Annotated in this window: 12 protein-coding genes and 2 tRNA genes; 5 read left to right on the top strand and 9 right to left on the bottom strand. The window is 52.4% G+C overall.

Features of this window, described 5'->3' with window-relative positions; translation table 11 throughout:
- Positions 1-69: 69 nt before the first annotated feature.
- From DB48_RS15510 to dnaQ, 5 genes are all read right to left on the bottom strand, one after another.
- Positions 70-2,064 (bottom strand): cation:proton antiporter, encoded by a 1,995-nt coding sequence (locus DB48_RS15510; RefSeq protein ID WP_235375419.1) that lies wholly within the window; start codon positions 2,062-2,064, stop codon positions 70-72.
- 419 nt (positions 2,065-2,483) lie between these two features.
- Positions 2,484-2,560, bottom strand: a tRNA-Asp gene (locus DB48_RS15505).
- Between the two features lie 49 nt (positions 2,561-2,609).
- Positions 2,610-2,686, bottom strand: a tRNA-Asp gene (locus DB48_RS15500).
- A gap of 117 nt (positions 2,687-2,803) precedes the next feature.
- Complete coding sequence (locus tag DB48_RS15495) at positions 2,804-4,084, bottom strand: TIGR03503 family protein (protein WP_235375423.1); 1,281 nt, start codon at positions 4,082-4,084, stop codon at positions 2,804-2,806.
- A 52-nt stretch (positions 4,085-4,136) separates the two neighbouring features.
- Positions 4,137-4,865, bottom strand: a complete 729-nt coding sequence (dnaQ, locus tag DB48_RS15490; RefSeq protein WP_041511136.1) for a DNA polymerase III subunit epsilon — start codon at positions 4,863-4,865, stop codon at positions 4,137-4,139.
- 68 nt (positions 4,866-4,933) lie between these two features.
- On the opposite strand from dnaQ, the gene rnhA reads away from it, so the two are divergent.
- Complete coding sequence (rnhA, locus tag DB48_RS15485) at positions 4,934-5,410, top strand: ribonuclease HI (protein WP_041511135.1); 477 nt, start codon at positions 4,934-4,936, stop codon at positions 5,408-5,410.
- A gap of 56 nt (positions 5,411-5,466) precedes the next feature.
- On the opposite strand, the gene DB48_RS15480 is transcribed toward rnhA, so the two are convergent.
- Complete coding sequence (locus tag DB48_RS15480; RefSeq protein ID WP_041511134.1) at positions 5,467-6,189, bottom strand: methyltransferase domain-containing protein; 723 nt, start codon at positions 6,187-6,189, stop codon at positions 5,467-5,469.
- A 137-nt stretch (positions 6,190-6,326) separates the two neighbouring features.
- Here DB48_RS15480 and gloB point away from each other — a divergent pair, with 137 nt between their 5' ends.
- Both gloB and DB48_RS15470 read left to right on the top strand, forming a co-directional pair.
- The gene (gene gloB, locus DB48_RS15475) at positions 6,327-7,106 is read left to right on the top strand and encodes a hydroxyacylglutathione hydrolase (RefSeq protein ID WP_041511133.1); all 780 of its coding nucleotides are present in this window, start codon (positions 6,327-6,329) and stop codon (positions 7,104-7,106) included.
- Positions 7,107-7,203: 97 nt separating this feature from the next.
- Complete coding sequence (locus tag DB48_RS15470) at positions 7,204-8,739, top strand: LysM peptidoglycan-binding domain-containing protein (RefSeq protein ID WP_041511132.1); 1,536 nt, start codon at positions 7,204-7,206, stop codon at positions 8,737-8,739.
- Positions 8,740-9,087: 348 nt separating this feature from the next.
- On the opposite strand, the gene DB48_RS15465 is transcribed toward DB48_RS15470, so the two are convergent.
- Positions 9,088-10,935 (bottom strand): AsmA family protein, encoded by a 1,848-nt coding sequence (locus DB48_RS15465; RefSeq protein WP_041511131.1) that lies wholly within the window; start codon positions 10,933-10,935, stop codon positions 9,088-9,090.
- A gap of 36 nt (positions 10,936-10,971) precedes the next feature.
- Positions 10,972-11,466, bottom strand: a complete 495-nt coding sequence (locus DB48_RS15460) for a putative 4-hydroxy-4-methyl-2-oxoglutarate aldolase (protein ID WP_041511130.1) — start codon at positions 11,464-11,466, stop codon at positions 10,972-10,974.
- 208 nt (positions 11,467-11,674) lie between these two features.
- Here DB48_RS15460 and DB48_RS15455 point away from each other — a divergent pair, with 208 nt between their 5' ends.
- The gene (locus DB48_RS15455; protein ID WP_041511129.1) at positions 11,675-11,998 is read left to right on the top strand and encodes a hypothetical protein; all 324 of its coding nucleotides are present in this window, start codon (positions 11,675-11,677) and stop codon (positions 11,996-11,998) included.
- Between the two features lie 27 nt (positions 11,999-12,025).
- Here the strand turns inward: DB48_RS15455 and DB48_RS15450 are convergent, their stop codons facing one another.
- Positions 12,026-13,672 (bottom strand): methyl-accepting chemotaxis protein, encoded by a 1,647-nt coding sequence (locus tag DB48_RS15450; protein ID WP_041511201.1) that lies wholly within the window; start codon positions 13,670-13,672, stop codon positions 12,026-12,028.
- A gap of 224 nt (positions 13,673-13,896) precedes the next feature.
- Between DB48_RS15450 and DB48_RS15445 the strand changes: the two genes are divergently transcribed.
- Complete coding sequence (locus DB48_RS15445) at positions 13,897-14,877, top strand: ABC transporter substrate-binding protein (protein ID WP_041511128.1); 981 nt, start codon at positions 13,897-13,899, stop codon at positions 14,875-14,877.
- Positions 14,878-14,948 lie beyond the last annotated feature (71 nt).

Here is a 14,948-nt window from a genome sequence, read left to right as displayed (position 1 = left end):
TAAAAACACTAATACTGTTATCGAGCGTTTTAACAAGCTAGCATGATCAATTATTTATTACGACTGGTATTAGCCAGTCGCTTTCTCATTGGCCGTCTGCGATGCCTTTTGGCTTTCCTCACTCATGCCGGCCTCCCTTGCCTTCGCCTTACCGGCAATAGCATCGCTGTTCGGTTCGCCCTCACTACTGCCTCGTTCATCGCCACTTTGTTCACTGGAGCGTTGTTCACTGCAGCTTTGATCGATTATCGCCTTCTTCTCGTCGGCCAGCTGCGCCTCATTCAAGGCCTCTTCCGATAACAGGCTGATCAGCTCGATCCCCCCAGGCAAGTCATTAACCGCCTCTGTGATTAATTTTACCTTACCCTCTTGCAGATAAATCAGTGGCAAGGCGCCTTCACCATAACGCAGCTTAAAATCGGCGAAGGTGAAGTTCTCCGTCAGGCTGGTGCTCTTGATCTTACCGCCCTTTGCCATGGTGCTGGCGAGCCTAGCGTAGGTAACATTGTCGCCAAACAGGCACAAACGTTTAAGGTAGGCCTCTGACAGCTGATGGCGGGCGCTGTTGCCCTCACCACTCCCCAGGCCAAACACCTTATTCTTGCCGAGAATATCCTGAAAATGAAAGGTCACCAAGGGGTTAAGTTGACGATAGGGAGACAACACAAGTAGTCGGCCAACTCCCGTCATATCGAGCGCGTTATCGGCATGTTCAGAGGCGGGGTTACCAAAATAGACGGGGATATTGTCCATGCGCGACAAACGTATGTTGTCCCAGTTATTATCCGCCAGTACTACCTGCACATTCTTCTGCAGCAGCACCTTAGCCAGCTCTCTGGCAAACTGGGAGGCGCCGAAAATAAGCAGCCCCTGGGCAGACCCGGCCTTTACCCCGAGAAACCTCGCCCAGGCTCCTGCCGTGAGACTCTGGGTAACGACCGTCCCTATGATGATCAGAAACACCAGGGGGACAATTTTATCGGCACCGGCCACCCCGAGACGTTCAAGCTTGATGGCAAACAGAGACGATACCGCCGCGGCGACGATCCCCCTCGGCGCCACCCAGCTTAAAAACCATTTATCGGCTCTGGGCAGCGAGGTACCAAAGGCGCAGCACCAGACGCTCAGGGGCCTGGCAATAAACATCACCACCAGCAAAAGCGCCAAACCCTGCCAGCCCAACTGCATCAGGGCGGCAGAATCTAACCTGGCTGCCAACAAGATGAAGAGGCCCGAGATGAAGAGTACCGTCAGCGTCTCTTTAAACTCCACTATCTCACCAATATCTACGCCGCGCATGTTCGCCAGCCAGATCCCCATCACGGTAACGGTCAGCAGGCCCGACTCCTCCTGTAGCAGGTTTGAAGCCACAAAGGCGCCCAACATGATGGTGAGTACCGCCGTATTCTTAAGATAATGAGGCACCCAGGCACGACGCAGCATCACGCCTATACCGTAGCCAAACAGCGCCCCGAGCCCCAGGCCAACCCCAAGCATGAAAAACAGCGATAACAGCACATGACTCGCAGGCTCGGCCGCGACCGTAAGGTACTCAAACACCAAGACCGCGAGCAAGGCACCGATGGGATCGATCACTATCCCCTCCCAGCGCAATATGCTCGCCAGTTGCGACTTGGGCTTGATGCTGCGCAGCATAGGCACTATCACCGTCGGCCCAGTCACCACCACCAAGGCACCAAACAACATGGCCAGCTGCCAGGAGAAATCCATGATGAAATGGGTCGCAACACCGATACACAACCAGGTGACTATGGTGCCGAGCGACACTAGGTGGGTCACCATGCGACCATGTTCGCGGATCTCGGAGAAGTTAAGTGTCAGCGCTCCCTCAAACAGGATCACCGCCACCCCGAGTGAGATGACAGGAAACAGCAGATCGCCGAATATGGCATCGGGATCCAGAAAATTAAATACAGGCCCCACTAGCAGACCACATAACAACAGTGGGAGTATCGCCGGTAATCGCAGTCGCCAACCAAGCCACTGACACACAATTGACAAGATCCCCACTAGCCCTAACATGGCCGTGATCTGTTCTACCATTCTCGTTATCCCTTACATGTCTATGATAAAGAAGCGCCTGCAATTAGCATGAGTATAATCAATTCACTCTATGACACCCCATGATTTGCAAGATAACACTGTCAGCTCAAATGTATAGCGCAAGCGTTATGTGAGAATAGCGACAAGAAGACAGTACTGATGAGTTAGCGCGCGATTTGAGAAACAAAAGCCCCATCATTGCTGACGAGGCTTAGATGGTGTTGGCACAGCGGACGGGACTCGCCCCCCCCCGGCGCAACAGGCCGCCATTCTCTCAAAAGAGGTAACCAACTTAACTTAGATACAAGCGGCACAAGCCACACGAACCCTGCGACAGGCACAACTCGTCCTAAATATGGTTCGTACTATAAAAAACATACAAAAAAGCCCCGTCATTGCTGACGAGGCTTCAATGTAGTTGGCGGAGCGGACGGGACTCGAACCCGCGACCCCCGGCGTGACAGGCCGGTATTCTAACCAACTGAACTACCGCTCCTAAACTCGGATAAAACGCCTTGGCATTTCATCAAAATTAGGTACTTGATTGGCGGAGCGGACGGGACTCGAACCCGCGACCCCCGGCGTGACAGGCCGGTATTCTAACCAACTGAACTACCGCTCCACATCAAGTTGCGATGGATAATACTTAGGCCACCTAGTCCCGTCAATAACTTTTTTCCTGAAACAAACTAATCAGTTAAAAATTCACCAACCAAACGAGCAGATTCAACGAGAACGGCTAGCTTTTATCCGCTTCGGTGGCTTTTTGCTCGCCCTCTTCCGGCATAGTCAGATCGATCTCATCCAGAGTCGGTCCCATCTCCTTGGCCCGCTCCTCTTCTAGACGCGCGGCGGTTACCGCCAGTGCCTGCTTAAGGTTCTGCCGCTTTCGCCATACTAGGAGTGCCAGGGTCCCTAAGATCAGCAGTGTTAGATTGACTGTGATTATCCAGAACATGGCATCATCTTTCGCCTTGGCCTCGGCGATGGCCGCCTTCTTGGCCGCAATGGCCGCCAGCTCTTCCGCCGTCGGTGGCGGCTCGGGCGGCGGCACCAGGTTAAAGAACTTTTCAGGCAGGGTCAGCAATACTTCGCGCCCAGAGACTGAGGTCGCCGCGGCAATGCCTTTAATGCGATAACTGCCAAACTCAGACACCTGTGGCAGGGTCAGCTGCATTTTTTTATCTGTAACCTTCTGCACCGGCAGCGTCAACTGCAGACCGGCAGGGCCGACTAACTCAAACTCGAAATGGGTGTTGGCCAGCTGTAGCTGCTCATCATCGACATTGACCTCCACCTGCCAGCGACCTTTTAATGGATCTTCGGGGGCGATGACAGATAGGGAAACCGGCATGGGCAGTAGTACGATATCGCCGCCAGCCTCGCGACTGAAGGTACTGTTTTTTGCGCTGACCAAGAAACGATAATGACCCCAGGGTTGGTTGAGGTTGATATCGGCAGTAAAGATGCCATCGTCCGGCGCGCCGTCTAAGCCCTCACCATTGTCCTTATAGCTGCCGACAATCAGGGTACCGGCGGCAAAGTTCTCGTCTCCGGGTCTGTGCTCACTGATAAATTTCGCCGTCCAGTCCACCAGGTAATCCAACCCCGGCATACGCATGCGCTGCTCGTCACCCAACAACTTAGCGGTGATCCTGATACGCTCGCCCTGATAGAGAGGCTGTGGCATGGGATCGACCTCTATGCCCAGTTTGGACACCTTATCGATTTTAGAGCCCTTGGCGACTTTACCCAGCAGTTGCCAAGGCCCCGGCATGGGGGATTTGATGGTAATGATGTCGCCGCTAAGGCCGTCGACCCACTGCACCGACTCGGGATGACGGGAGACATACCACTTGCTACCGTCGGGCTGCACTATGATCACTGGCGCGCTGCCATACTCCCGTTGCACAAACAGGGTCAGTTCATCGACCATATGATCGATTCTGAAACGATTTTTAAGCTCGCTCGCCTGGGAAGAAGGCACCACCTGGGCGGTGGCGTTCAAACAGAGCAGCATTAATCCTGAGGTAAGAATCGCGCGCAGCAGCCAATTTTTCATAAAATGACGTTTATCCTCGCCAAATACATTGTCCTGATTTTTCGACCAAATCTAATCTTTGCTCATGCATATTCAGTTCATCGGCCGTTGCGCCGATCACTTTAAGGTTTGCGCGATTTTGAGCCAGACGTATGATGCCGCCACTCTCCTGCCCCGGCTTTTCATTTGAAAGTTCAAACTTGGTTTGTCCCCCGGTCATGATGAGGTAAACATCGGCCAGGATCTCGGCATCCAACAAAGCCCCGTGGAGTTCACGGCGCGAGTTATCTATGCCGTAACGCTTACACAGGGCGTCGAGGTTGTTCTTCTGACCGGGGTGGAGAAACTTGGCGATCTCCAGGGAATCCAGCACCTGACAGATATCTGTCGTCTTGGGTCCCTTAGGCGTAAGCAGCGAAAACTCATGATCCATAAAGCTCACGTCGAAGTTCGCGTTGTGTGCCACAATCTCGGCGCCGTCGATAAATTCGAGGAAGGCTGGGGCGACCTGAGCAAAGGTCGGCTTATCGGCCACAAACTCGTTGGTGATGCCGTGGACGGTGATCGCCTCTTCGTCGATCGCCTGCATCGGATTGATATATTCGTGAAAATGGCGGCCGGTCAGCTTACGGTTAATCACTTCGACACAGCCTATCTCGATAATACGATGGCCAAAATAGACGGCACCGGCCCCCTGGTTCATACCCGTGGTTTCGGTATCGAGAATCACTTGGCGCTTAGCATTGGAGATAATATTCATATAATTACACGCTTTTACAAAAAAATATTGGGTATACTGCAGTCCGAATTCGCTATGGTAGCAACTTGATGCACGGACTGAAACAACTGTTAATCTTTACCGATGGTTCTTGCCTGGGCAACCCAGGCCCCGGCGGCTATGGGGTCGTGATGAAATATAGGGCCCATGTGAAAGAACTCAGTGGTGGCTTTGCCCTGACCACCAATAATCGCATGGAGCTTCTGGCTCCCATCATGGCCCTTGAGGCCCTTAAGGAGCCCTGTGAGATCATTCTCACCAGCGACAGCCAATATATGCGGCAGGGGATCACTCAATGGATCCATGGCTGGAAGAAGCGCGGCTGGCTCACCGCCGCCAAGGAGCCGGTAAAAAACGTCGACCTCTGGCAGCGCCTCGATGCCGCCACTAACCAACACAAGATAGACTGGCGCTGGGTGAAGGGTCACGCGGGCCATATCGAAAATGAGCGCTGCGATACCCTGGCGCGAGAGGCCGCCGAGGCCAGTCCGAGCGCAGTCGATACCGGCTATCAACCCAAGGACTAACAGTTAACGGCTAATGACTTAAGCCTGATTGCTTAAACCTGATTACTTAGACCTAACTACTTAGACCTAAACTGCTTGACCCGCCCCGCCGTCGGCGCGGTCGACCACTTAGGCTGACGCACCTTCTGCCTATCCATGATAGGCGTCAAGGGCGAATCGAGTTTACGGGCCACCAAGATATAGACGCTGCCACTACCAGGCAGCCAGGCCTGCAGCGCATGCTGCCAGATTGAGTCGCCGCGGATCTCGCTCAGCAGATGATGGTAAACCAGACGCTCATCGCCCACCACCTGATAACCCAACAGCCCCAGCCAGTCCTTCACCCTTGCAGGGGTGAAAAAACGGCCACTCCAGGGTAATTTTTCCTGACGACTGGGCAACATCTTGCCTAAGAAAGCAGGACTCAACGGATTAAAGCCTATGATAAACAGGTAGCCCCCCGAGATAAGCACTCGGTCACTTTCCCGTAGCACGCTATAGGGATTGGCCTCGAAATCGAGCAACATGGAGCAGACCACGGCGTCGATCACCCCATTTTGAATCGGCAGACGGGAATACTCCCCCTGCAGGCAGCACAGGGCAGACTCACACAGGGAAAACTCCCGGCCGATAGGCAGGTTCGGCTTCTCTAAGGCATGGCTTAGGGGCCCCATGCAGAGCATATGATAGCCAAACACCTTGGGCCACCAGGGCATCAGCTTATCCTCTATGGCCTCTTGCAGCCACAAGCCGTTGGGCAACTCCTGCCAAGTCTGGGGTTTTATCACATTAAAGGACACTGGCCACTCCGCAACTCACTTTTCCGGTTTCCCTAATGATTTGACTATTTTAGTATTAAATCCCTAAAGCGCTATACACGCAATAGCTTTGCTCAGTAAACTAAATCCGTGTCACCCAATCCCAGTAAGAGACGAGTATGCATACTGTTACCCCTATCCCCGCCTTCAACGATAACTATATCTGGCTCATTCATGCAAAAGAGAGCCGAGGCTATTATGTGGTCGATCCCGGTGATGCCAGTGCTGTATTAGACTATCTCCAGCAGCATCAAATTGTGCTCGATGGCATCTTAATTACCCACCACCACAGCGATCACACAGGTGGCATCGCTGAGCTTCAGGCGCAGCACGACCATAAGCTCACCGTGTACGGGCCAGATAACGAAAATATCAAGGGGATCAACCATCCTATCTCGGGTCAGACACGTGTGGTTAAACCCGAAAAACTCGACAGTGAGGCCAAGATTTTTCACCTTCCCGGCCACACCCTGGGGCATATCGCCTACCTGATTGACGATCATCTCTTCTGCGGCGACACCCTGTTTAGCGCAGGCTGTGGTCGCCTGTTTGAGGGGACACCCGCCCAGATGCGACAATCGCTGCTGACCTTGGCTCAGCTCGATGATGACACCCTAGTCTATCCCGCTCACGAATATACCCAAGCCAACCTGGCCTTTGCCTTGACGGTCGAGGATGACAATGAAGCGCTCATAGCCCACACCAACAAGGTTAAACAGCTTCGAGAACGAAACGAGCCGAGTCTCCCTACCAGCATAGGTGTAGAGAAACAGATCAACCCCTTCCTTCGCCCCGAGCAACCAAGCATCAAGCAGAACCTCAGTCGTCATTTCGCTCAAGATGTGACAGATAACGACACCAGTTTCACGCTTCTACGTCAATGGAAGGACAACTTCTGATAATTCCTATACAATGGCGCGCTAATTAAGTCCCCGCAGAGCGAGCCTGAGGGTTTTCGCATTCCGAGAGGGACCCAAAAGTAAGGAATTATTGTCGATGCGCTTACCCATTGTCCTGGTTGCAGGGGGACTCTCCCTGCTTGCAGGCTGTCAAAGCTTTACCCAGCCGGAACCGGCCACGCCGACGCCCGCCACAGCGCCCGTGGTCGTCGAGCCTCAAGTCACAGCCCCTGTCGAGCCTGAACCGATTCAGATCACCGACGTATGGCAACGCATCCGCCTTGGCCTCAGCTTGCCAGTGCCGGATCAAAAACTGGTTAATCAGTACCGTAACTGGTATCTGAAGCATCCTCAGCACCTAGCCAGGGTATCGGAGCGCGCCGAGCCCTTCATGTATCTTATTGTCGAAGAGATTGAGAAGCGTAAACTGCCCATAGAACTGGCGCTGCTGCCGATTGTCGAAAGCGCCTTCGATCCTTTCGCCTACTCCCATGGCGCGGCCTCTGGCCTGTGGCAGTTTACCGCCCCCATGGCCAAGCACTTCGGTCTGGAGATGAACTGGTGGTACGACGGTCGCCGCGATGTACCCGCCGCCACCGTTGCCGCACTGGACATGATGGAGTATCTCTATCAGAAGACCCACAACAACTGGCTGTACGCCATCGCCGCCTATAACACGGGCGAAGGGCGGGTGCTCAATGCGGTCAAACGCAATCAGGCCAAGGGGCTGGCAACCGACTTCTGGGCACTGGATCTGCCACGAGAGACAGAGCGCTACGTGCCTCAGCTACTGGCGCTTGCCGATGTCATAGCCAACGCCGATGACTATGGGATCTCCCTCTACCCCATCCCGAACCAGCCACAGCTCAAGGTTGTCGATGTGGGCAGCCAGATCGATCTGGCCCTGGCCGCCGACATGGCCGGAATGAAGCTCAATGAACTGCATTCGCTCAACCCAGGTTTTAATCAGTGGGCCACGGCGCCGGAAGGCCCACATCGTCTGGTGGTGCCGCTGGAGCACGCGGAACTGTTTGAAACCAAGTTGGCCGCCAGCGATAAGGACCAACGCCTCAAGTGGCAGCGTTACAAGATTAAGTCCGGCGATAGCCTCGGGCTGATCGCTAAGCGCTTCAATACCACGCCATCGGCCCTTCGCGCGGTGAACGATATCAAGAACAACCGCATCATCGCCGGTAAGCACCTGTTGATCCCTGTATCATCCAAGGATCCGGCTAAATATCTGCTATCGGCCGAGCAGCGCCTGCAGAAGCGTCAGTCAGGCGGTAGCGGCTATAAGCTGACTTACAAGGTAAAATCTGGCGATTCACTCTGGCTGATAGCCAAGCAGCACAAGGTGAGCGTCGCTAAGCTGGCCAAGTGGAATGGCATGGCGCCAAAGGATCCCCTCTCTATCGGACAGAAACTGGTGATCTGGCAAAAAGGTAACGGCAAGGCAGTTACCCGCACGGTGAACTATACGGTACGCTCGGGCGACTCCCTGGCAAAGATCGCCAGTAAGTTTAATGTCAGCGTAAACCAATTGGTGAAATGGAACAGCCTATCGACCAAGAAATACCTGCAACCGGGGCAGAAGCTGACCCTGTATGTGGATGTGACCAAGTCTCGGGTTTAATACCAATCGTAATAAATAATTGATCATTCTAGCTTGTTAAAACGCTCGATAACTGTATTAGTATTTTTAATTGTAGAATAACTACTTATCTAAAAATCCTGCTTTGTTCTCAAGCGTTTTTCCTGCGCTATTTCTGATCACATGTTTACTGTGATTGGTATAATAATCCGGTTTTAATCTTACCGATTGATAGATGATCGCCTTTAGGGGCGATGAATGAAAACAAAAAAGCGATGCCTAGGCATCGCTTTTTTATTGTTAGGCCCATCCTATCGTTAAGCCAATCTTTTTGTTGAGCCAATCAATGCTGGCTTTCTACTGGCCTTTAGGCTCAGCCAATCACAGCCGTTACAAGCCACCTAGCTTCTTAAACAGCTTGTCTTTTAGCTCGTCGGTCGCCTTCTCGGTTTCCTTCTTGAGCTTGGCATCAAACAGGGCTGCCGTATCCAGTGAGAACTTAGGCTCGCCTATGGTACCGCCTATGGCAAATGGAATGTCGACGCCATAGAGCACATCTTTCTCCGCACCGCCCTGGCCCTCTAGCGAACCGACAACCGAGGTCTTAAGGGCATAATCGATCGCCTCAGAGAGTAGATTTACATTGCCCTTACCCTGCAGGCGGATCAATGGCGATGCCATGTTGAGATCCGGGTTGGTCACTATCCCCTTAGCCATGGTAAAGCTGCCGGTCAGGCTGGTGAAGTCGGTTTTCTTTTCACCGCTTGAGGCGGCATTTAAGTTACCGCCGAGTTTCGCCTTGGCATCGCGCAGCATCTGAGGGATGTTCACCCCGTACAGCGCGCCATCGGCGACCTCGAACTGCCCCTTGGCGTTAAGATTGCGTTTGATGTTGTCGGGGATCAGACTGAAGCCTGTTCCTGCCACCTCGAAGTTAGTGGTACCGGCCAACATGTCGACCTCGGCGGCATCGGTTAACAGTGGACGCACCTTGATGCCGGAGATCTTCTTGTTAAAGCGATAGCTGGCAACAGGTTTACGGCCATCTAACTGAGCGCTGGCAAGCAACTTACCCTGATAGAGATCTGCGCTGAGCTGACTAACGTCCAATACCCCGTTCTTAAGGGTAAGCTTCATCAGCCAGTTTTCTGTCTTGATCTTATCGGCAATCACCGACTTGGCGTCGAGATCCAGCTTGAGGTTGACCGCCTTCATGCCGGTAAGATCTGGCTCCTTAGCTGGCCCACTGGCCTTACCTTCAGCCGTCTTGTCCTCACCTTTTGCGGCCTCATCTTTTGCCATAAAGGGGGTCACGTCGATATCACCAAAGCTCATGGCAGCCACCACATCGGGCACCTTGCCGCCGTAATTAACCGACAATTTGCCCTGAGCCTTAATCTGCTCGATATTCAGGCTAGAAATCACCAGCGCCATGGTCTTGGCATTATTATCCAGCTCTAGGCCTGTGGTGAGATTAATGTTCATGCGCTTATTGGGAATGGCATCCCCTTCGAGGGTATTTTCAATCTCAAAATCCTTGATGGCAATTTTGGCCAGGCTGGTATCGACCTTAATCTGACCTTTACCTTGGCTACTCACCTTCATATCGGGCTGCGTCATGGAGAACTTGTAACCCAGATCGGCAAATTGCCCCAGAGTGAACTCGCCTAAGGTTAACGACTCTAGGCTCAGCGCCTGAACCTGGCCTGTCGCCTCGTCATAGAGATTAACCTGAGTGTTAGTGATCGCGATGCCGCCGATATTCAGGCTGCTAAGTTGCACACTCCCCTGGGCAGCGCCTGATGTATCAGCCTTGCCCTCTGCTTTATCGCTGCCTTTCTCGCTACCTGAGGTCAGGCCGTCCATGCTGCTGCGGCCATTCTTGTAGCTGTCGAAGTTTAGTGTCAGGCCATCTAAGTTAAGCTGAGCGATCTCCACTTCTTTACTCAAAAGCGGTAACAGTGCTACCTCGGCCACTATGCCATCGACCTTGAGCATGGTGTCATGTTTAAAGCCTTTGGGGTTCGAGAGGCTGATGTCACCAAGGGTGATGCCTATGCTGGGGAAAAAGGTCCAGCTGAGATCTTGATTGATGAGCAGATCGCGTCCCGTCTGCTTCTTTACCGCCTCGACAATTTGCGGCTTAAAGTCATTAGGGTCGAAGATGAGTGTGAGATAGGCGATCAGTAATATAAAAAGCGAGGCAAAAACGATCACTAGCCATTTTACAAATTTCATAACAGGTTCCGTCTGGTAAGGGTGAGCAATGACCCATTAGGCCAATTGCGAAAGATCCAACTGCTCTGACGATAGGGCAACGCCATTATCGTCGGCATATAGCATCATACCTGGCTTAATTATAACGCGATCTATCTCTAGCGTAACGTTGACATCGCCAATATCCCGCTTATCCGTCTTGATGGGGTTCGCGCCAAGTGCCTGAATTCCAATGGGCATCTGTGCTAACGCGCCCACGTCACGCACATAGCCATTGATCACTATGCCACTCCAACCATTGTCCACTGCACTCTGCGCTATCATGTCGCCAAGCAGCGCACGACGGTTAGAGCCACCGCCATCCACCACCAGCACCCTGCCTTCACCAGGCTGTGCCAGCAGTTGCTTGACCTTAGAGTTGTCTTCGAAACACTTCACCGTAACCACCTCGCCCCAGAAGATACGCTTCTGGCCAAACTGTCGATAATGGGGCGCCAACAGCGACAATTGTGTCTCATATTGGTCAAAGAGATCGGGCAGTAAATCTTGCATTGCAGCCTCCCTGCAGGACAAAGAAAAGTTAAGTTACTATAACAAGGCACATATAAAATGAAAATTAGATGAATTTAAATTCAATCGGTTTTAGAATGTGCCTTCGCTAATATAGATTGGCGATTTAATCATCAAGATAATACAACAATATCCTGACTAACAGACCCGTCGATATTAGCCAATATCGACCAAGCAATAGTGGAAAATAATGACAGATCATATCGATTTACATGATGCAATGGCTGCGCTCGACAAATATGGTTACGAGCAAAAAAATAGCAGCGAACTGAGTCAGGCGCGAACCCATGCGCAGATGGATAAATATCTTAGAACATTAGACTTTAACCTACGCAGACTGCTGATCTTGCAAGAAGTCGTGGGCAATTTGGTTGACGAAGAGCAGGCCAACCTCGCCCGTCAGGAAAACATTCAAACCTATAAGACTAAGGTCATTAATCTGTCCCGCGAATATGGCATCTCCTACGACCGCGTACTGGAGATCATGCAACAAACGTCGACGCAAACTAAATAACCTGCCGCCGGGCAGGTTATTTTTTCACTACAGCTTAAAAGTCGAGATAAGCGACTCGAGATCCGCCGAACCCGATTTTATCTGCTCACTGGTACTGCCAATCTCTTCACTCTTCTGCTGATTCTCCAGCGATATATCGTTAATACGGGTCACATTCATATTCAGTTCGGCGATCACCGCGCTCTGTTCTTCCGTCGCGGTGGCGATCTGAATATTCATGTCTGAGATCTGTCTGATAGAAGACTTGATGGTTTGCAGCGCCTCAACCACCTGACTGGTTTCACCTACCGTCTGCTCCGACTGTGACTTGGCTCTGGCCACCGAGGCGTTGACACTGTCTACCGAGGCGCGAATCGCCTCAATAATGGCATTGATCTCCTGAGTCGACTCCTGGGTTCGGCTCGCCAGAGTACGCACCTCATCGGCCACCACGGCAAAGCCGCGTCCCGCCTCGCCGGCTCTTGCCGCCTCGATAGCGGCATTTAACGCCAACAGATTAGTTTGTTCGGCGATACCGACAATCACATCCAGGATCTGTCCTATCTTGCCTGAGCTTATCTGCAGCGCCTGCGCCTCATCGGCGGTTACCTCTAGCTCATTCGACAGGCCCTTAATCTTAGCCACGGCGCCATCGACCACGGCCACGGTATTGTCGGCCTCACCATCGGCGCTGCCAGCACTGTCGGCGGCGAGCTGGGCATTCGAGGCTACCTCTGAGGAGGCCATGGACATCTCGTTGATGGCCGTGGCGACGCTTTGGGTCTCCGCCTGCATATTGGCCGTCACCGCACTGGCTTGGGCTGAAATATCGGCTAAACCTTCGGCCAGCTCTCGGCTGTGGCTCACGGAGGCACTCACCGAATTTACCAGGGCCTGAATTTTGGCGACAAACTCGTTAAAGCTCGCCGCCACCTGTTTGAGTTCGTCGCGGCCAGATTCTTCCAGTCTCAGGGTAAGATCCCCCTCCCCGCGAGCGATATTTTCAAAGGCGGCTATGGTATCGGCCATGGGCGCTGAGATACTACGGGAGATAGCCCCTAAGATCAGAATCACAGGCAGCCAGACCGCGACGCAGATCAGGAGATACTTGCCGATAAAGGCCTGCATCTCCTCATCAATATCATCGACATAGATGCCCGTCCCCACGATCCAGCCCCAGGGCGGGAAACGCTTGACCACACTCATCTTAGGACTCGGCGCGGAGGCGTTGGGGCGATTCCACATATATTCGATCAACGCATAATCGCTATTGGCCGTGCCTGTCACCATCTTCTCAAATAGCCTGACACCATTGGGGTCTTTCATCCCCAAAACATTGGTGCCTACCAGCTTCTTGGCAAAGGCATGCTGCACCATGACCCCTTGTCTGTCTATGGTCCAGAAATATTCGTTTCCCTCATACCTCAGGGCATCCAAGGCTGCGATAGCACTGCGCTGAGCCTCTTCCGTACTCATGGTGCCAGCTTGTGCCGCCTCATAGAACTGGCTGATCACCTTCTCACCTACATCGGATAGCGCCGATAACTTGGCCTGTTTCTCCTTAACTAGGACCTCTTCAATGTTGGCCAGCGCAAACACAAACATGATGCCGGTGGCGACGATGGCCAACAGCAACATGAATAGCAAACGGTGGGCAATTTTAAACTTGCGAAGCAGGGCAAATATGGCGTTCATGGCGATCACCTTAGGGCAAGTGACAGAAAAATATGACAACTCCTTAAATCTCGCCCATTCAAAACCTTTTGTCAAAGCCGCTAACTACCTAGAAATGCATACTTTAGTGGAATAAACAGGGGGTAAAAGCAAGATATAATACCTATTGGTGAAATATTCGCCGCTGTCGGTCAATAACAACTAAACTAAAGTGTCAGTACTTTTTGTAGGGATAATCTTTTACGATGAAAGCTAAGGGAATTGTGCTTCTGGTATTGGTCTTGACGGGCCTCTTATCGGTCAGTTGGTGGGGAGGCAAGGCGCCCGCCGTGGAGCCCCCGATTAAGCTAAAGATTGCCACCTCTACCACTCCCTTAAGTGCCCCACTGATCATCGCCAGAGAGCTGGAACTCTTTAAGCCCTACAACCTGGATATCGAGCTTATCCCCCTGCGGGGCGGCCATCTCTGCTTTCAGGCGATGATACAGGGCGTCGCCGATATCGCCACCAGCTCTGAATCAGTGATCATGTTTAACGGCTTCGATCGCAGCGATTTTCGCTTGTTAGCCAGTTTCGTCGAATCGGACAACGACCTGAAACTCCTCACCCTCAACGACGAGCAGCCTAAAAGCATGACTCAGTTAAGTGGAAAAAAAATCGGCATGGTCAAGGCCAGCTCCAGCGAGTTTTTTGCCGATGCATTTATGATCATCAGCGGTCACCAGCAACAGGATTTTCACAAGGTCTTTATGTCCCCCCAGGCGTTAGGGCCAGCACTGCTGGCCGGTGACGTAGATGCCATCTCAGTTTGGGAACCTTTCGGCTACAAGTTAATTGAGGAGCATGGCGATGCTATCTATCAATATCCGGGCAAAGGGATCTATAACCTCTCCTTCAACCTGGTGACCTCGGCCGTCAACGCCAAACTACACCAGCAGCAACACGCCGATATTCTGCGGGCGTTAAAGAGCGCACAAAACTTTATTAATCAACATCCTGAAAACGCCAAACAGATCATTAGTGACTACCTGAATATTTCACAGCCAGAGCTGGAGTGGGCGTGGAATGATTATGTATTTCGGCTATCTTTAAATAACTCGCTACTCTCAAATTTACATGCTCAGGCGCGCTGGGCGATCGCCAGCGGCACGGTTGATGCGCAACTGCCTCCGGATTTTAGGCTGCTCCTGGATGATTCAGCACTCAAGCAGGCGCTCGATTACTAGGGTCTGTTGACCTTTCCTGTTTGTTTCTGCAGCATTTTGTAGGTTATTTATACAAGGCAGAGTCCGTATAG

The sequence above is a fragment of the Shewanella sp. cp20 genome, from assembly GCF_000832025.1.
In the GTDB taxonomy this organism is placed as follows: domain Bacteria; phylum Pseudomonadota; class Gammaproteobacteria; order Enterobacterales; family Shewanellaceae; genus Shewanella.
The sequence above is the reverse complement of the archived record's forward strand: the minus strand, read 5'-3'. Positions and strand labels throughout refer to the sequence as shown.

What these genes read in the sequence shown, in the direction of transcription:
- DB48_RS15465 (WP_041511131.1), bottom strand. Translation starts at nt 10,935, where the DNA reads ATGAAATTTGTAAAATGGCTAGTGATCGTTTTTGCCTCGCTTTTTATA.
- dnaQ (WP_041511136.1), bottom strand. Translation starts at nt 4,865, where the DNA reads ATGAATATTATCTCCAATGCTAAGCGCCAAGTGATTCTCGATACCGAA.
- rnhA (WP_041511135.1), top strand. Translation starts at nt 4,934, where the DNA reads ATGCACGGACTGAAACAACTGTTAATCTTTACCGATGGTTCTTGCCTG.
- DB48_RS15510 (WP_235375419.1), bottom strand. Translation starts at nt 2,064, where the DNA reads ATGGTAGAACAGATCACGGCCATGTTAGGGCTAGTGGGGATCTTGTCA.
- DB48_RS15450 (WP_041511201.1), bottom strand. Translation starts at nt 13,672, where the DNA reads ATGAACGCCATATTTGCCCTGCTTCGCAAGTTTAAAATTGCCCACCGT.
- DB48_RS15470 (WP_041511132.1), top strand. Translation starts at nt 7,204, where the DNA reads ATGCGCTTACCCATTGTCCTGGTTGCAGGGGGACTCTCCCTGCTTGCA.
- DB48_RS15455 (WP_041511129.1), top strand. Translation starts at nt 11,675, where the DNA reads ATGACAGATCATATCGATTTACATGATGCAATGGCTGCGCTCGACAAA.
- DB48_RS15445 (WP_041511128.1), top strand. Translation starts at nt 13,897, where the DNA reads ATGAAAGCTAAGGGAATTGTGCTTCTGGTATTGGTCTTGACGGGCCTC.
- DB48_RS15460 (WP_041511130.1), bottom strand. Translation starts at nt 11,466, where the DNA reads ATGCAAGATTTACTGCCCGATCTCTTTGACCAATATGAGACACAATTG.
- gloB (WP_041511133.1), top strand. Translation starts at nt 6,327, where the DNA reads ATGCATACTGTTACCCCTATCCCCGCCTTCAACGATAACTATATCTGG.
- DB48_RS15495 (WP_235375423.1), bottom strand. Translation starts at nt 4,084, where the DNA reads ATGCTGCTCTGTTTGAACGCCACCGCCCAGGTGGTGCCTTCTTCCCAG.